At 56.1% G+C, this 17,083-nt stretch carries 14 protein-coding genes; 7 read left to right on the top strand and 7 right to left on the bottom strand.

Translation table 11 applies throughout. From position 1 onward, the window contains the following. Positions 1 to 17: 17 nt before the first annotated feature. The 3 genes from AC1DIG_RS08960 to AC1DIG_RS08950 form a co-directional block, all read right to left on the bottom strand. On the bottom strand, positions 18 to 908 hold the full coding sequence (locus AC1DIG_RS08960) for a LysR substrate-binding domain-containing protein (RefSeq protein WP_477767010.1): 891 nt from the start codon (positions 906 to 908) through the stop codon (positions 18 to 20). A gap of 51 nt (positions 909 to 959) precedes the next feature. Next, complete coding sequence (locus AC1DIG_RS08955; RefSeq protein ID WP_477767009.1) at positions 960 to 2,396, bottom strand: amino acid permease; 1,437 nt, start codon at positions 2,394 to 2,396, stop codon at positions 960 to 962. 137 nt (positions 2,397 to 2,533) lie between these two features. Next, entirely contained in the window at positions 2,534 to 3,802 is a 1,269-nt protein-coding gene (locus tag AC1DIG_RS08950; RefSeq protein ID WP_477767008.1) for a cystathionine gamma-synthase family protein, read from the bottom strand. Between the two features lie 271 nt (positions 3,803 to 4,073). Between AC1DIG_RS08950 and AC1DIG_RS08945 the strand changes: the two genes are divergently transcribed. Then, the gene (locus AC1DIG_RS08945) at positions 4,074 to 4,316 is read left to right on the top strand and encodes a hypothetical protein (RefSeq protein ID WP_477767007.1); all 243 of its coding nucleotides are present in this window, start codon (positions 4,074 to 4,076) and stop codon (positions 4,314 to 4,316) included. 261 nt (positions 4,317 to 4,577) lie between these two features. On the opposite strand, the gene AC1DIG_RS08940 is transcribed toward AC1DIG_RS08945, so the two are convergent. From AC1DIG_RS08940 to AC1DIG_RS08930, 3 genes are all read right to left on the bottom strand, one after another. After that, on the bottom strand, positions 4,578 to 5,960 hold the full coding sequence (locus AC1DIG_RS08940; protein WP_477767006.1) for an LLM class flavin-dependent oxidoreductase: 1,383 nt from the start codon (positions 5,958 to 5,960) through the stop codon (positions 4,578 to 4,580). Positions 5,961 to 6,280: 320 nt separating this feature from the next. Further along, entirely contained in the window at positions 6,281 to 7,117 is an 837-nt protein-coding gene (locus AC1DIG_RS08935; protein WP_477767005.1) for an alpha/beta fold hydrolase, read from the bottom strand. Between the two features lie 155 nt (positions 7,118 to 7,272). Further along, a complete protein-coding gene (locus AC1DIG_RS08930) occupies positions 7,273 to 8,166 on the bottom strand; it encodes a LysR family transcriptional regulator (RefSeq protein WP_477767004.1) in 894 nt (297 codons plus the stop codon). A gap of 105 nt (positions 8,167 to 8,271) precedes the next feature. Between AC1DIG_RS08930 and AC1DIG_RS08925 the strand changes: the two genes are divergently transcribed. The 6 genes from AC1DIG_RS08925 (at position 8,272) to AC1DIG_RS08900 (ending at position 13,354) form a co-directional block, all read left to right on the top strand. Continuing rightward, a complete protein-coding gene (locus tag AC1DIG_RS08925) occupies positions 8,272 to 8,940 on the top strand; it encodes an RraA family protein (protein WP_477767003.1) in 669 nt (222 codons plus the stop codon). Further along, a complete protein-coding gene (locus AC1DIG_RS08920) occupies positions 8,937 to 9,599 on the top strand; it encodes an RraA family protein (RefSeq protein ID WP_477767002.1) in 663 nt (220 codons plus the stop codon). Before AC1DIG_RS08925 ends, AC1DIG_RS08920 begins: the two co-directional genes overlap by 4 nt. After that, entirely contained in the window at positions 9,599 to 10,249 is a 651-nt protein-coding gene (locus AC1DIG_RS08915; protein WP_477767001.1) for an RraA family protein, read from the top strand. The genes AC1DIG_RS08920 and AC1DIG_RS08915 overlap by 1 nt, the downstream gene beginning before the upstream one ends. After that, on the top strand, positions 10,246 to 11,460 hold the full coding sequence (locus AC1DIG_RS08910) for a pyridoxal phosphate-dependent aminotransferase (protein ID WP_477767000.1): 1,215 nt from the start codon (positions 10,246 to 10,248) through the stop codon (positions 11,458 to 11,460). Before AC1DIG_RS08915 ends, AC1DIG_RS08910 begins: the two co-directional genes overlap by 4 nt. Before the next feature lie 94 nt (positions 11,461 to 11,554). Next, positions 11,555 to 12,454, top strand: a complete 900-nt coding sequence (locus AC1DIG_RS08905; RefSeq protein WP_477766999.1) for a LysR family transcriptional regulator — start codon at positions 11,555 to 11,557, stop codon at positions 12,452 to 12,454. A 147-nt stretch (positions 12,455 to 12,601) separates the two neighbouring features. After that, the gene (locus AC1DIG_RS08900) at positions 12,602 to 13,354 is read left to right on the top strand and encodes an SDR family NAD(P)-dependent oxidoreductase (RefSeq protein ID WP_477766998.1); all 753 of its coding nucleotides are present in this window, start codon (positions 12,602 to 12,604) and stop codon (positions 13,352 to 13,354) included. A 53-nt stretch (positions 13,355 to 13,407) separates the two neighbouring features. Here AC1DIG_RS08900 and AC1DIG_RS08895 read toward each other — a convergent pair whose 3' ends face one another. Beyond that, positions 13,408 to 16,911 carry an AAA domain-containing protein gene (locus AC1DIG_RS08895; protein WP_477766997.1) on the bottom strand — a complete coding sequence of 1,168 codons (3,504 nt, stop codon included), beginning with the start codon at positions 16,909 to 16,911 and terminating at the stop codon, positions 13,408 to 13,410. Positions 16,912 to 17,083: the final 172 nt, after the last annotated feature.

Below are 17,083 nucleotides of genomic sequence, written 5' to 3'. Positions count from 1 at the left end.
ACAACTCCAAATCAGTTTTACAAAAGGCGATGAGCTTGAGCCACCAGCCAGGTAGAAAAATGTGCGGCATCAGGCGATAGCACTTCATTCTGTTCGTGCACCAGATAAAAGGATTCGCTTGCCTCGATTCGGTGATTGAATGGCGCAACCAATTGCCCACTCTTAAGCAGATCCTCGACCACGGAAGACCGTGCTAGCGCAACGCCCTGCCCCAATTCGGCCATGCGGATCGTGGAGATCAGCGTGTCAAACTGAAGGCCACGGGAGTAGTCGACGTCGTCTGCTCCAACTCGCTTCAACCAGTAACCCCAACCTTCTTCGTACCCCAACACATGAAGCAGTGAATGGTTCATCAAGTCGCGAGGTTCATGTATGGGTGAGCTGGCCATGAGCTTTGGGGAACAAACAGGCTGAAGGATGTCCCACGTCAATCGCTGGGCGTGCAAGCCCGACCACTCACCGCATCCCCAGCGAATCTCCAGGTCATCCTCGCCATCCGGTTCTTTCACCCAAATATTGCTGATATATCGAATATCAATCTGGGGATACTCCCGACAAAAATCTGCGAGTCGGGGGGCCAACCAATAGTGAAGAAAGGAAAGGCTGCCGCGCACCTTCAAATGTCTTCGATTGTGCTGGCCGAAAATCTCGTTCGTGCCGACTGCCAGGCGACTGATCGCGTCTTGTACGACAGGCAGGTACGACTGCCCTTCCTCGGTCAAGCCAAGCCCTCGGGGTAAGCGCTTGAACAGTGCCACCCCGAGGTGACTCTCTAACTGACGGATCTGCTGACTCACAGCCCCTTGAGTCAAATGGAGTTCTTCCGCCGCGTGGGTAAAGTTTAAACAACGCGCCGATACTTCGAATGCCCTCAACCAATTCAAGGGTGGTAGTGACTTTTGACTCATCGGCGCAACCTCATCAGGACTTTATCTATGCTCAATCATTGCCTGAGAAATTCACGCGGTGCCAGAGGAATGAGCACCTGTGGCTAAAGCCAACCGCTCCGCTCTCTTGTTTCGAGTGATCCAGTAAACGAAATAACACCACCCGATAAAGGGGAGCCCGAAGTAAAGCGCCACTCGCTGCTCCGGATCAAAAGCGATACCCACACAGGCCAGCAGACAACACAACAGTGCGCCGATAGGTACCCATGGATAGCCTCGTACACGGAAATGCAGGTCTTCAACTCGTCCACCATTAGCGACATATTGACGACGGAACGCGATCTGGCTTGCAGCAATGCTCATCCACACGACTACGACCGCCAGACCGGAGATGGACACCAAGGCCAAGTAAACCGTATCAGGGGCAAACACACTGCTGAGCAGGGAAGCCACTGCACCCGCCATACTAAGAACGATGGCGTTCACCGGTGTACCCCGACTGGAGAGCCTGGCGTAGCGCTTAGGCATATGTCCTTGATCGCTCAATGTCCACAGCATGCGCGATGCGGCATACAGCCCCGAGTTAGCGGCGGAAATCAGTGCCGTGAGAATGACGAAGTTCATAATGTCGGCAGAGTACGGGATGCCAATCAGCTCAAACACCATGACAAACGGACTTTCTACGAGCCCCGCCTGCTCTCGTGGCAGTAACGTCGCAAGAACGAAAATTGTCCCCACGAAGAACAGCGCCAAACGTACCACTGTCGTGCGGATTGCCTTGGGCACGCTGGTTTGTGGATCTTGCGCTTCACCTGCCGCAATCCCGATCAGCTCAGTTCCGGAAAATGCGAAGGAAACAGCCAGGAGAGTCATTGCAATGGGTAAGAGCCCGGTGGGGAAAAGCCCCTCACGTGTGAAGTTGGAAAGTCCCGCCCCCTGCAAATTATGTACTTGCAAAAGACCGAAAATTGCTGCTCCGCCGATCACAATGAACGTGATAACGGTCAGAACCTTAATCAGCGACAGCCAAAATTCAGTCTCCGCAAACAACCGAACAGAGACAACATTGCTTGAGAAAACTGCAATGGCAAACAGCGCGCTCCAAATCCAGACCGGTGTATCAGGAAACCACCGAACCATCAGTATGCCCGCAGCTGTAAACTCTGAACCGATAGCTACCGCCCAAGTGAGCCAGTAAAGCCAGGCCACTGTATAGCCTGTGCCTGGGCCCAGGTATCGCGTCGCGTAGCTACTGAAAGATCCGGTTTCTGGCATCTGTACAGCCAGCTCACCGAGACAGACCATGACTAAATACACCATCACTGCACCGATGATGTAGGCGATCACTGCGCCGAGTGGCCCTGCCTGATTAACCGTGTAACCGGAAGTAAGGAATAACCCCGTACCGATCACTCCGCCCAGTGCCAACATCACGATGTGGCGTGTTTGCATTTCCTTTTTGAAAAGCGAGTTTGGATCGGGCTGATTATCTTCGATATGCGTAGACATAGTTTTATTCTCATGAAATGTGCGGACAAGCGTCCTTGTAACTGGCTGTTGGGCAGTACAATTTAGTTGTCGCTGGATTTTATTATTTTCATTCTTCATGAAGGGCTTAAGATGAATATCGAAAGTCCTGCCCGTACTCAGGCTCCGACCTCAATGAAGCGTTGGGCACTGTCAGCGTGAAGGCTTGCATCACCGTGTTTACTTCGTACTAAAGCGAAAGCTTGTTTTAGATCAGCCAATAAGTCTGCTGAATCTTCAATACCTACGGACACTCGAACCAAACCTTCGGAGATTCCAAGTGCTTGACGTTCTTCCAAGGTATTTTCCACGTGGCTGGTCGTCCGAGCCGGCCCATAGATGGTCTCGACGGCGCCCAAATTACCCGCCCGATGCGCATATCTGAGCAGCGGCAGCAAACGAGTCACGGTGTCCATGCCCCCTTTCAGCACGAAACTGACGATGGCTCCGAATCCGTTCATTTGCGAACGAGCGATGTCATGACCTGGATGTTGAGGCAACCCCGGATAGTTCACAGACTCGACCAGCGGCTCGGTACAGAGATACTCGGCCAGAAGCTTCGCGCTCGCCTGTTGCTGGCGAAGACGCAGAGCCAGTGTCTTGATGCCTCGGATGATCAGATACGCCGAAAAAGGATCCAGCGAGGCACCATTGATTTCGCGGTAATGGCGAACTTGAGACATCAAATGCTCGGCACCGCAAACCACACCGCCGAGTACATCACCATGACCGGACAGAAATTTGGTCGCGCTGTGCACAACCACATCAACGCCTAAAGCGAGCGGATTCTGATTCAGAGGCGTCGCGAATGTATTGTCCGCAACAACCAAAGCGCCCACTCGCTTCGCCGCTGCCACAAGGCGCCGAATATCGACGATTTTCAGCGTTGGGTTCGTGGGTGTTTCCAGGTACAGGACGCTGCAGCCTTTAGCGATCTCCTGCTCAAGCGCCACAGTGTCGAGCGTATCGCAAAGGGTTACCTCCACACCCATGCGTGGAAGAAACTCCTCAAAAATTTTGTTCGTACCACCGTAGCTGTCACGTGTAGATATCACACGCTGCCCATAGGACAGGAAGGTGTGCAGCACACCGCTGATTGCGGCCATCCCGGTACTGAAAGCTACAGCCGACTCTGCGTTTTCGAGCTCGCAGAGTTTATCTTCCAGGACAGAGACCGTGGGATTGCTCATCCGGCTGTAAATGAAGCCGGGCTCCTTTCCCAATGCCACGTCATACCACTTATCGATATCGTCATAGCCATAGGCTGCACTGACCACGATGGGTGTCTGGGTCGCATTGTAGGGATGTTGAACTTGCTCTCCTCCCCATACGACTCGAGTCCCCATCCCAACCTCTGAAGCCTGGACGGTGCGTTTGTTATTTTCCATAAAATTGTCTCGCATCAAGGGAAACACAACCGTGTTCCAAGTGGGCTTGGGAGGACTATATGGAAGGCTCATGCTTGTGAAAAATCATGATATCCGGGAGTTAGGGGTGCTTTTTTTAATGGCTGGATGCGAGTTCCCGTCATAGGCCTGCCGGCTGCCCACTACGACGCTATGATTATGAACAAGAGGTTGTGTGGCCAGAATAATCCGGGACGCGACCGTATTATCGTGACCAAGGCGGTGAGTAATACAACATATCAGGAGTCCCATCATGAGCTATGGCAAGAACAAAGCGCAGGCCCTGGATGACCTGGAGGAAGCGACAGATGACATACGCCGAACTGACAATCATGCCGAGCGCCTGGAAGCGTTGTACAAGGCTCAAGGCATGCTGTACATGCTATGGCGAATTGATTGGGTGAGCAGCGAAGACTTTGAAGAGCTGAAACTCAAGCTTCTCCGCGCTGATGCGGAGGCAGTGCGGCGGATAGAGGAGAAAGTGAAGCCCGCGTGAGCGCGAAAAGTGGGTTGAGCAGCGAGGTGCGGCCGAGGTGCCGATAATGTCCGCGGCGCCTAGGACGGCATCGACAAGAATGAAGAATTCATCAGCATGACGCTCGCAGTGATGATGACGCCGGAGTGACTGCCATCGAAAGCCGCCCTTCATGACAAGCAGCTATCCGTGCACGCCGGGGCCAACTCTCGCCGACCATGTACGCATGGCGAGTTGAGCCGCCTCCTCTTGTGCCGACTCAACGGGATAGGCACTTTTACCCTACAGATCTTTATCAAAACGGAACGAGGCTCCATAAGCGGAATCCGGCAAATGGTTAGCGCCATCGGCCCGTAACCGCGAACGGAAAGTACCGCTCTGTGGCTGGGTACGATATAAGCCACGTTTTTGTAGTTCAGGAATGACCAACTCAACGAAGTCTTCGAGGCTGCATGGGCTAATCAGCGGGTTGAGCATATAGCCGCTGGTGCCGGAAATACGGGCGTGCTCCTCTATCCGATCGGCCACTTGTTGCGGTGTTCCCACCAGAATCAGGTCACTGCCCCGGGTGACGTTGGCAAAGCGCTGTTTGACATCGCCGGCGGTCAAGGGCTTGCCACTGCCATCGGGACGCATCACATAGGAGGTCATGCCTTCGGTGTGAGTCGACAACGCGTCACCGTCCGCATAGCGGCTGATATCGATACCGGTATCGCCGGCATAACTCACCAGTTGAGCCTGCAGGTGGTAGTTGCTTTGCAGTTCATCATATTTGCGTTGGGCTTCTATCTCCGTTTTGGCCGTGACGATCCGAAGTACCGTCAGTGATTTTACATCCTCAGCGTGACGCCCCCGAACCCTGGCCTGTTTCCATATATCTTCCAATCCGTGGCGAATCTCCAGCGGGTTGGACTTGGCGATGAAAATCAGTTCCGCGTGCTTGGCCGCAAACTCACGACCACGACCTGACCAACCGGCCTGGATCAGCAGCGGTGTGCGTTGTGGTGATGGAGAAGTCAAATGCGGCCCGGCCACCCGGTAGTGCTCACCAACATGGTTGATTGGTCGCACGCGATCGCCCTTGGCATAGATCTGGCGAGACTTGTCGGCAACCACAGCATCGTTTGCCCAGCTACCTTCCCAGAGTTTGTAAACAACATCGAGAAACTCCTCGGCGCGCTCATAACGATCATCGTGCTTGATCATCTGCTCCAGGCCGAAGTTGCGAGCGGCACTGGTCAGGTAGGAGGTGACGATGTTCCACCCAACTCGGCCACTGGTCAGGTGATCCAGCGTACTAAAGCGCCGAGCATGGGTGAAAGGATGTTCGTAACTGGTGGAGACAGTGACGCCGAAGGCCAGGTTTTCCGTCACCGCAGCCAATGCCGGGATGATCATCAACGGATCGTTGGCCGGGGCTTCCACCGCCCACTTCATGGCCGCGTCGGCATTACCGCCAAACACATCGTAGAAGCCCAGCACATCACCGAAAAACAGCATATCGAGATGAGCCTGGTCGGCAATGCGTGCCAGGTTCGACCAGTAACCAAGAGAGTTGATGGTCAGTCGTTCGTCAGCCGGGTGTGTCCATAAACTTGGCGCACCGCCGCAACCGACGCTGGCCTGTTCGTATAGTGCAAACAGCAGAGGCTTTGGATCGGACATAGTGGTTCCTGTAAAAAAGTGATTAAACGGGGAGAGTCACCACTGATTCTTGAAACCTTTTTTCGTCACGCTATCCTGGATGGCCCCTGCAAAAGCCGCAGAGCAACTGGCGGCTAACACCAGGCCTAAGGACAACAATGCTGTGGTTTTCAAGTACGAACCTCCAATCAGTTGAGCAATCTGATTAGATTAAAACGCAATATAAAATTCACTTGTACTTGCTTTATTGAATAAGTAGCTAGCTTCAGGCTATATAGAATTTATGGGTTCAAAGCCTGGCTATTTTCTTCTTTGTAGGCGGGGGCTGGCACAGCCTAAAGTCAATCCATGCCGTTGACGTTGACCTTGGGCTGCTTTTTTTGAAAGTCAGCGATCTGTTGCCACATCGCAATCGGATTGGAGTACATGGGGAAGTGTCCACAGGCCGGAATTTGCGCTAGCCGCACGCCTTCAGCCTGTATATGCGACAGATAGGACAGTGACGCATTCTTCTCGCCGTACATGAACATACGGGGGCATTTTAATCCGAGGAATTTTTCCATCAGATCGGCATTATCGGAAAGATCGACCATCGACTGGAAAATTCCGCGCACCGCACCGGCACGCACCTTGTGCCTCAAGCTCGCGGAATAGAGCGCACTAGCATAAGCCGGAGCATGCCGAGTACGCTCGATGAATGCGGAGAAAAACGCCTCGGGATCTTCGGCCGGATAGTCGACGATCTGACGGCTAAGAAAGCAATCTTCCGGGGCAATATTGCCCTCGATATCAACGAAGCTGAGTACTCTGTCCGGGAACTGATGGGCCAGCATCAGCGCAGTCAATCCGCCCATGGAGTGGCCTACCAGATGGAAGCGCTCGAAGCCAAAATGCTCCAACACCTGCAATGCCGTCTGCCGCAGAAAGGGAATGGAAACTTTGGACAGATCGCTGCACTTGCTTTCACCGCAACCCGGTGCGTCATAGGCGACGAAGGGGTGCCCGGCGAACGCATCCTGCTGCACGATGTCGGCATAGTCTTCTTTGGTCGAGCCAAAACCATGCAGAAACACAATAGGCGCGAGGGCGCCATCACGGTGAATGGCTGAGATGTTCAGTTGGACACCCTCAACCGACAGAGAGAGCTGAGTACGAGTGAACGTTTCTCGTGATGACACGTTAATGACTCCTTGAACGAAAAGGCTACCACCAAGACAGGTTAGCCAGCAGCAAGGCTGCCAATTTCAAGGAGATCGAGACGTCTGTAAATTCCTAATTCGGTAATGCTTTCATACTCTGAACCTATCAGCCTAAAAGAATCACGGCAGTCAAATCAGACCTTAGCCTGAAACAGGGCAACCACTTCCTCCACCAACGGGTTGGGCCGGCCCGTATTCCAGGCTACCGCAGTGGTCACGACATTGAGCTTCTGGCTAAGTGGTCGCAACACAACATTATCGGGTGCCAGTTTTCTCAGTGAGGCCGGTACCAGCGCGATGCCTTGGCCACAGCTGACAAAGGCGATTTGCGAGGCGACAGAGCGCACTTCATGCAGCACGCGAGGGGAAAAGCCACTGGCCCGGCAGGTCGCGATCAAGTTGTCGAAGTAGACCGGACTGACCTTTCGGGAAAACATCACCAAGGGTTCGTTGGACAGGCTGGACAGACTGATTCGCGTGCGCGAAGCCAATGGATGATCGATAGGCAAGGCCACCACGAGGCGATCCTCGGTCAGCGGTAGTGATTTGATCGAAGTCCCGAGGTCACCGTCCAGTCGGGCAAAGGCCAGGTCGATGTCGCCGGCTTCCAGCGCCGGGACTGCTTCGACACTGTCGATTTCCCGTACGGACACGGTGAGATGCGGGTAACCGTTCTTCAGTTGCTCGATCAACCCCGGCAACACATCAAACATGGCCGTGGAAATCGCGCCAATGGTCAGTATCCCCGACTGCCCCGCTACCGCCTCCTCTACGGCGAGCTCCAGGCGCTCCAATTGGTCGGCGAACTTGCGCACCGCCGGCAGGATCGCCGCTCCCACAGGGGTCAGTTTCGCCCCGCGCCGCGAACGGTCGAACAGCTTGACTTTGAGCGCCTGCTCCAGCACCTGAATCTGCTCGCTCAGCGGTGGCTGGGACATTCCCAAACGCTTCGCCGCGCGGCCGAAATTCTGTTCTTCGGCAACTGCCAGGAACAACCAAAGATGACGAATCAGACGAAAATTGATCATGGATAATCCATAGGTTTAACGTATCTAATAGTTCTGTGATTAGTAATATACCTATCAAATTGTCTCGCCGAAACTGGGCGCCTCCGTCACCACAGGGGTTCCCCCATGACTAATAAGAGTTTGCTGGATCGCTTGGAGGCGCTGGACACCAACACGGTCTCCGACGCACTCGACTTCCTTGGTCTGCCCGGTGCCACCGTGGGGCTGCGCCCATTGTGGAACTGCCCAAAGATCGTTGGCCGCGCCAGCACCGTGCTGCTGGCTCCCAAATCCGACAACACCCCCACTGTGCACCTGATTACCCCCGTGGTTGAACAGATCGACAGCGACGACCGTGTGCTGGTGATCGCCGGTGGTATCGAAGGCATTTCCTGCTGGGGCGACATCCTCGCCAACGCAGCGGCCGGCAAGCACATACGTGGCACGGTAATCGACGGATTCAGTCGCGATATCGACGGCAGCGAGTCTATTGGCTACCCCGTCTACGGCCGTGGCGTGACCATGATCAGTGCGCGTAATCGGGTGGTTCAAATCGATGCGGCCGTGACAATCAAAGTGGCCGGCGTCGATGTCTGCGAGGATGACTTTGTGATCGCTGACACCTGCGGGACGGTGTTCGTGCCCCAGGCCGAAATCCAAAAGGTGCTCGACCTTGGCGAGCGGATCGCCCACCGCCAGGACGGCATGGTGGCGGCTGTTCGCAGCGGCCGCTCGGTAGCCGAGGTAATGCATGACTCTCAGTTTGAAGCGATCCACGTGGAGCACGCCCGATGAAGCTTGAAGACAAAGAACTGGTCGCCTTATTTGAAGGCCTGGACACCCCTGGTGTGTCCGATGCGCTGGACAAACTCGGGTTGCCCGGCCAATGCCTTGGCGTAGCGTCACTGGACAATTATCGCAAGGTCATCGTCGGGCCGGCCTTCACTGTGCAGTACGTCTCGGCCAGCGTACCTCCCGGCACCGTTGGCGATTTCATCGAAGACGTGGCACCCGGCGATGTGGTGGTCATCGACAACGGCGGCCGCACCGACTGCACCGTATGGGGCGACATCATGACTCAGTACGCCGGTACTCGACAGATCGCGGCGACGGTCATCGACGGTGTGTGCCGTGATGTCAACAAAGCGCTGGGCGATGGCTATCCGATTTTCAGCAAAGGCCGCTTCATGCGCACCGGCAAAGATCGCGTGCAGGTTCAGTCGGTCAACCAGCCGGTATCTATCGGCACGGTCCGAGTCTGTGCCCGCGACATCGTGGTCGCCGACGCCAATGGGGTAGTGATCGTCCCTCGCGCTCGCGCAGCTGAGGTGGCGGCATGTGCCCGCCAGATCGAATCGGTCGAAGCCAACATTCGCGCCTTGATCGCCCAAGGCAAAACCCTTAAAGAAGCCCGGGCAACCCTGGGTTACCACAGCCTGCAGAGAAAAGTCTGATGAGCCAGTCCACGCTTCCCCTCCCCCTGCCTCTGAATTTCCAAGAACGGGCAAAAGTGCTTGGCAGCTCGACACTATATGAGGCATCCCATCTGCCGTGTGCTGTTGACAGTGCCATCCGTCCGATCTGGGACGGCGCTTTTATCGCCGCCCCGGCCTACCCTCTGGAATGCTCACCGGGTGACAACCTTGCCTTGCACTTGGCGATGGAACGAGTTCCTCGCGGCAGCGTGCTGGTTGTGGGCACAGGTGGCTTCATCGCCGGTTACTGGGGCGAGGTGCTAACCGTCGCGGCGGAAGCCGCCGGCGTCGTTGGCCTGGTCATCGACGGCGGCGTACGCGATATCGCCGCCATGAAGAAACGCCAGTTCCCGGTATTTGCCCGAGGAATTTCGGTAAAAGGTACCGTCAAGGCCAGTGCGCCATCGGTGGGCCAGCCGTTCAATTTCAACGGGGCTTTCGTGACTCAGGGCGATTTGGTCGTGGCTGACGATGACGGTGTGATCATCATTCCCAAGGCGGATGCGGCACGTACACTGGCTGAAGGCGAGGCGCGCGCGAGCAAGGAAGCACAGATGATGCAAGCGCTGTCCGAAGGTCGCACGACCCTGGAGCTGATGAGCCTGACTGAGTGGAGAACCCGCGCATGAGCGCCGATATCCAGCGGCTGAACCAACGTCTGGCCAGTGCACAGCCCTCCGCGACCTATCGAATCATGGATCGGGTGGCAGAACGCCGGGCGCAAGGTGTGAGGATCATTTCACTGTGCGCAGGCGAGCCTGATTTCGATACCCCAAAACATGTACGTGAGGCGGCCATTCACGCCATTGAGCACGGCCACACCCGATACACCCAGGTCGCCGGTGTGCGGTCACTGCGTGAAGCGGTGGCCGCCAAGTTCCGCCGCGAGAACGGCCTGGATGTGAGCTGGCAAGACACCCTGGTTTGCAACGGTGGCAAGCAGGTGATCTATAACGCCCTGGCCGCAACCCTCAACGAAGGTGACCAAGTTATCGTGCCGGCGCCGTATTGGGTCAGCTACCCGGAGATGGTGCAACTGTGCGGCGGTGAAACCCGGATTGTTACCTGCGATGCCGATACCGGTTTCAAGCTGACGCCCGCCGCGTTAGCCGCGGCGATCACCCCGCAGACCCGCTGGCTGATCCTCAATTCGCCGTCCAACCCGACGGGCGCGGTATACGGCCAGGTTGAATTGCAAGCCCTGGCCGATGTGTTGTTAGCCCACCCCCAAGTGCTGATTCTGGCCGATGACATCTATGAACACCTGATCTTCGACGATCAAGCGTTCCTGACCCTGGCTCAAGTCGAACCGCGACTGGCACCGCGCACCCTGACCATGAACGGTGTATCCAAGGCTTATGCCATGACCGGCTGGCGCATCGGTTTTGCCACCGGGCCACGCTGGCTGTTGGAGGCTATGGAAAAGCTCCAAGGGCAACAAACCTCTGGCGCCAGCTCGATCTCGCAGCAGGCGGCACTCGCTGCACTGGAGGGACCGAAGGATTTCATCCACGAAAGCCGTGTCGTGTTCCAGCGCCGCCGAGACTTGATGGTGACGCTGCTAAACGACATTCCAGAACTCGAATGCGCGGCTCCAGCAGGTGCGTTCTATGCATTCGCCTCCTGCGCCGGACTGATTGGCCGAACGTCCCCAGCCGGGCGAGTTCTGCGCACCGATGAAGATGTCGCTCATGCACTGCTTGATGAAGCGGATGTGGCCGTTGTGCACGGTAGCGCGTTCGGCCTTGGACCCTACATTCGTATTGCCTATGCTCTGGATGACGCTTCACTGCGTCAGGCTTGCGAGGCCATCCGGACGTTCTGTAGTGCCCTGCGTTAACCCGTAGGTGAATGAACGTGCAATATTTCGCACTCGATTACACTTGCAGCGATCGGCAGATCCCCGCTGAGGACTGCGGTTTTGAGGCTTCCAGATGAATATGATCGAGGCGATGGAGATATTCGTTGCTGTTGTTGAGCAGCGTAGCTATACGCGCGCAGCGGAAGCTCTCCAGTTGCATCGCCCTGCACTCTCGAAGGCTATCCAGAATCTTGAGAGTGAGTTGAACGTCCAGCTGCTTCATAGAACTACTCGACGGGTCAACGTCACTCCAGAGGGTGAGGAGTTTTACAACCGGTGTAAGCAATTATTGGGCGATCTTGCAGATACCTTCGACTGGTTTTCGCCCACACGCCCACCGCGAGGCAAGCTACGGGTGGACGTTCCTGTCGTATTGGCAAAAGCGATCATCATTCCTGCGCTTCCCGGATTTCGAGACCGCTACCCACAAGTCGAACTGACGCTGGGATCGACTGATCATCACATTGATCTCATTGCTGAAGGCATAGATTGCGCCGTCCGCCTGGGCGAGCTGGACGACTCGAGTTTGATAGCGCGCCGTATCGGGTTGGTGCCTATGGTGACCTGTGCCGCGCCGTCTTATCTTGAGCGATTCGGTACGCCAGGATCCCTGGATGATCTGGATAACCACCTGGCAGTCAATTTCCTCATTGAGCATCGACGCAAGATCATGCCGTGGAAATTTCAGGATGGAGATGGCGTCATTTCCGTCAAAGTCCAAAGCGGGATCGTGGTCGACGACTCCGAAGCTTTTCTCTCTTGCGGCCTGGCCGGGCTCGGATTGCTTCAAGGATTGCGGCCCTCGCTACAGAGGCATATCGACTCGGGAGAACTGATTGAAGTCCTCCCGCAACTGCGTACAGTCGCAAAGCCTGTATCAATGCTCCTGACCGACCGTCGTCACCTTTCACCAAAAGTTCGTGTGTTCATGGAGTGGTTGATGGAACTGTTCTCGGAGGCAGGTCTTAAGTGAAAGCGATTGGTAACGACACAGTACCAGTCAAGTTCTAATCAGGCCGTTTATCCCACATTCAGCAAGGTCTAAATTGCTCCTCGAATCAGGGCGAACACTCAGTTCGTCTCCACCGTATTTTTCAATCTGTCTATTCGAGGACTCGTCATGGATATGCAACTTGCTGGAAAGACTGCTTTGGTAACCGGTGCTAGCCAAGGGCTCGGACGAGCCATTGTTAAAAGCCTGGCGGCTGAAGGTGTGAAGGTATTTGCTACTGCGCGAAACGAAGAGCTGCTGGCCAGTTTGGTAGGCGAAATCACCGAAGCGGGTGGTATAGCACCGATCACCTTCGCTCAGGATTTTGTCGCGGCTGACGGCCCGGAAAGAATTGCAAGTGCGGCTCTGGCCGCTATGGGTCACATCGACATCCTGGTCAACAACGCGGGCGGCAGCCGTCCGATGGACATCGATGCTCCTGAAGAACAATGGATCGAAGGCATGACGCTGAACTTTGACCGTCATCGTCAGCTGACCCAAAAACTGTTGCCAAACTTTCTACAGCGTAAGTCCGGAGCAATCATCAGCCTCTCCGGCAATCTTGAGCCTGAAGTCGTCAACGCGGCAATGGTGGCTAAAGCCGGTATCGTCGTATGGTCAAAAGGTCTTTCTGAACAGCTTGGCCGACACAGTATCACTGTGAACTGTGTACAGCCTGGGCTGATCGATACGGCTCAGATCCGCCGTCTGTATCCGGGCGAAGAACGTAAAAAATTCGCCGACCGTGAGATTGCACTGCGTGACTTTGGCCAGCCTGAAGATGTGGCTAACGCCGTGACCTTCCTTGCTTCCCCTCGCGCAAGCTACATCACCGGCACCGTATTGCTGGTGGATGGCGGTATGCGTCGCTACTCGTTCTAATTCACTCGTCTCAGGGCTCGGGCCGCCGTCACCATGTGGTGCGCAATCCGATTCTACAGTTCGACGGTGGTTACTCGTTGCGCCAGACTCGCACGATTGATTGCCAGTTCGCCACGCACGTCCGGGCCGCGATAGACCATGGACGTTTCATGGTGCACATAATCGCCATAGCGCTGCGCGCTCAACCAGTTGAACGAGCCGACGCAGAGCAATTCTTCGTCAGCCATGACGATTTTGCTGTGCACCTTGTTGACCACGCGCACCTGAACATCCTGGGTTCGCAGCGCGGCAACCGCCTCTTTGAATTGTGCAATCTTCGTGGGGTCGCCTGAATGGCTGGCGTACCGGATATCCGTGTTGAAACGCAGGTCGGTGTACACCACGACCTGTACGCCCCGCTCCACTGTGCTGCTCATCAAGTCCAGCGCCCCGCTCTCCTGCATCCAGCGCAACTTCACCCAGGGCGTCACAATCTGAACCTGCTGGCGTGCGGTTTCGAGTGTTTGCATCAAAAACCGGTCGTGCTCATCCACCTCATGCAAATGACTCAAGCCGGTCCGCGCTGTCTGCAGATCTTCACGGGGCTGGTAAACGAACGAGAGCTCGTTCGCCGGGTCCCTCAACAGAAAACGCGCCAGACGTCCGCGCGGTTTGCAGAGCGGCACCTGGTTGAACAGGTCCATGTCGCCGAAGACCAGAAAGCTGTCCTTCGCTCGGGAAACCGCGACGTTGAGCATGCTGTCCCTGCGGTCGATAAATTCGCCGTCGGCATGTTTTGAATAAACGGCCGAAAAGATGACCACTGCACGCTCCGCGCCCTGAAACGAGTGAACCGTGCCTACAGTCAACTCGCCCTCGCCCTTTCCGGTTCTGATGCCCAGCGCGGCGCAGGCCTGAACAATCGCCTGTGTCTGTGCGCCGAAGGGCGTGATCACCCCGAGTATTTCCCACAGCGGTTTGTTGTAACGGGTTGTCAGTTCAACGGCATTGGCCTGAATCCATCTGGCTATCGTCTGCGCCTCCAGGAGGTTATGACGACTGCCACCCTGGCGCTGCTGACACAGCCCGTCAACATGCAGGTAGCCCAGCCCCGGCAATCCGCCTTGCGGTTTAGGTCCCCGTCGAGGCTGCAGCTTGCCCTTGTAGCAAAGGGCGTTGCAGTAATCGATGATCGAGTCGTAGCAGCGCCGGTGTTCAAATAGATAGATACCTCGGTCAAGGTCGCGATCATAGTGATAGCGGCTGGTCGACTGGGCGATAGCCATGACACTGCCATTCGCCGAGCTACGACCGCTGTTGCAAAAGTTTGCATAGTCGTCATCGACCTGGTCGCGCGCGAGCAGGCCGGCACTCAGCAGGTTCCCGATATCGACGGCTGCCGGAATCGACCAGATAGGTTCGATCTGCCGGGTGTCGCCAATCACCAATGCCCGTCTGGCGAGCGCAAATGAGGGGGCAGCCACTTCGGGCAGCACCTGACCGGCTTCGTCGACGATCAACAGATCTATGAAATTGAGCGCATAGTCATCGACGAATCCATTGCCGTCATGCCGCTTGCAATGCAGCTCCTTGGGCAGCCTGAAGAACGTCGCCACCACACAGGGAGTGAGTTTCATCCAGCGGCGCCAGTTTTTTTCCAGTGTCTTGCGCCCTTTTTTGCTGCGATTGTTGAGAATCTCCGGCAGTGTTTGAGTAACCTCCATCAGCCAGCGGCCCTCCCAATAGTGGGTCGTCAGCAGAAAAATTTCGAAGCGCAGCGAGGTGTCCGCCCAATGATCGCAGTCGTCCAACGTTACTTCGGCAGCAGGCCTGTCGTTCGTGATCGGTAAAACACCGATAACGGCCTGCCAGTTCATGACCTGACGTTGCTCGTCCTGCAGTAAATGGCGTATTTCATGCAATTGCGCCACGAGCGCTGTGTTGGCTTGGGTGACGTCAACCACGGCGCTTGTCAGGCGGGTTTCGATATCGCTGACTGTGAGCGCACTGTCCAACTCGATGTTGGCATCCTCTAGCTGTAGTTTCGCCAGACGCAAGCGTTTGCTGGCGATCGGCCCAAACCAGCCGAACAGCGTGTAAATCAGTGGCTCATGAGCCAGGTAACGTTTGAACGCCTTCAGACAGGCTTGCGCGGTTGCCAGTTGTTGCACCTTCTCCAGATGCTGTGCCTCGAGCCGCTCGACAGTCGCCAGGGGATCATCACCAAACCGTGCCCGAATAGCCTCGCGAACACCGACCAGCTTGGCCCACGCTTGCTCGATTGCAGTGAGATGCTGCTGGCGTACCCTGATCGCGTCCTGGAGTCGGTCGACGATCCGTCGAAGGTCTGGCTCTGGCTCGTCTGCAAAGGCAATCACAGCCTTGGCCAGGTAGGCTTGCTGCGCCTTTTCCAGGTAATCCTGCGACTCCAGCTCGGTATAGAAGCTCTTGGTCTGGTAGGTGCGGGCCATCTCCGCCTCGGCCGAAGCCTTGGGGAAATAGGCACCGAAGCTTTTGATATCTGGCAGCCAACGCCCCGCCAAAGGACCGCTGCCGTGGGAAAAGTCCTTGCCGAATGCATTGATAATGTTAGTCACGGCCTGGTTGTTGGTCGAACTGGCGACGATGACTGGCGGCTCGCCCCCCTCCATGGCAGCCTTGGCCCAGAGCGAAGCGACGACCGACAAGAGCAATGTGGTTTTACCCGTCCCCGGCGGCCCGTTGATTGCCAGTACATCCCCCGCCTCAGCAACCAGCAGATGCGCCAGGCCATCGCGTTGAGCGGGCGCCAAGGCATATTCGTCGCCAGCGTGGCCCAGGCGCGCGGCAAACTGACTATTGGCGGGCAAACAAGCTTCGTCGGGGCTTGGCTCGCGCTGAGCGAAACGGTCAAACAGCGGGGTTTCGGGTTTGCTGTCCCGCAGATGGTCGTAAAGCGCGACGATATGGCGGCTGAAGCCGTCGGCCTTGGTTTCCTTGAACAAATAGCAGAAGTTGGCCCGATCAAAGCCATCCTCTGTCCCGTCCCAGCCATTGGAGACTTTATCGACCATTCTTGCGCAAAACCGCAGATAGGTATTCCAACGATCGAGGTACGGCGCTGCGGCGGGCTCCTCATCGTCCGTGGGCGGATCGATGTGCGGGACTTTTTCGCTGGACAGGAAACTGTCCAGATCAGCCTGGGTACCGATCGCAAAGTTGTCGCGATCCAATGGTTCGAGAATGTCACGGGGTATCAGCGTGTGAGCAGAGGGATAGATACGACCATCACGGGTGACGAGCACTCGACAAACAACGGGCGTCATGAACGCCGGCAGACCGTTGCGGGATTTGCGATGCTCCAGCCTCGACTTGTAAACGAAGGGACGCAATGTCACTTCGACACAGGTCGACTTGGCGGGCTCGTCCGCAAACAACAGGCTTGTCTGCTCTTCCGGCACACAGCCGGCGCATAACGAGTCAAGGCCCAGAACAGTCAGTTTGTCGGCCTGGAGCGTGGATAGAGTGCCATTGCCGTTTTCGGCATCTGCAAGGGAGTTGCGCCAGTAGTTTGCGAGCTTGAGGGAATAGTCGTTCATCGTCCTGATTCACTGCGCACCGTCACTCACTGTGACGTTTCATGGAGGGGGAATGGGATGCGAGAGTAGCGTGTTGGAGAGCGATCTCCAATCAACGCATGTCGGCGACTGAGCACATTCGCTCAATCACCCAATGCGTATCCACTTGATCATTGACCCACATTCCACTGTC

Source organism: Pseudomonas sp. 05N431, from assembly GCF_056397005.1.
The sequence above is the reverse complement of the archived record's forward strand: the minus strand, read 5'-3'. Positions and strand labels throughout refer to the sequence as shown.

Coding starts and splice junctions, on each gene's coding strand:
- AC1DIG_RS08895 (WP_477766997.1), bottom strand. CDS start 16,911: ATGAACGACTATTCCCTCAAGCTCGCAAACTACTGGCGCAACTCCCTT.
- AC1DIG_RS08940 (WP_477767006.1), bottom strand. CDS start 5,960: ATGTCCGATCCAAAGCCTCTGCTGTTTGCACTATACGAACAGGCCAGC.
- AC1DIG_RS08925 (WP_477767003.1), top strand. CDS start 8,272: ATGACTAATAAGAGTTTGCTGGATCGCTTGGAGGCGCTGGACACCAAC.
- AC1DIG_RS08905 (WP_477766999.1), top strand. CDS start 11,555: ATGAATATGATCGAGGCGATGGAGATATTCGTTGCTGTTGTTGAGCAG.
- AC1DIG_RS08910 (WP_477767000.1), top strand. CDS start 10,246: ATGAGCGCCGATATCCAGCGGCTGAACCAACGTCTGGCCAGTGCACAG.
- AC1DIG_RS08915 (WP_477767001.1), top strand. CDS start 9,599: ATGAGCCAGTCCACGCTTCCCCTCCCCCTGCCTCTGAATTTCCAAGAA.
- AC1DIG_RS08930 (WP_477767004.1), bottom strand. CDS start 8,166: ATGATCAATTTTCGTCTGATTCGTCATCTTTGGTTGTTCCTGGCAGTT.
- AC1DIG_RS08900 (WP_477766998.1), top strand. CDS start 12,602: ATGGATATGCAACTTGCTGGAAAGACTGCTTTGGTAACCGGTGCTAGC.
- AC1DIG_RS08955 (WP_477767009.1), bottom strand. CDS start 2,396: ATGTCTACGCATATCGAAGATAATCAGCCCGATCCAAACTCGCTTTTC.
- AC1DIG_RS08920 (WP_477767002.1), top strand. CDS start 8,937: ATGAAGCTTGAAGACAAAGAACTGGTCGCCTTATTTGAAGGCCTGGAC.
- AC1DIG_RS08960 (WP_477767010.1), bottom strand. CDS start 908: ATGAGTCAAAAGTCACTACCACCCTTGAATTGGTTGAGGGCATTCGAA.
- AC1DIG_RS08945 (WP_477767007.1), top strand. CDS start 4,074: ATGAGCTATGGCAAGAACAAAGCGCAGGCCCTGGATGACCTGGAGGAA.
- AC1DIG_RS08950 (WP_477767008.1), bottom strand. CDS start 3,802: ATGGAAAATAACAAACGCACCGTCCAGGCTTCAGAGGTTGGGATGGGG.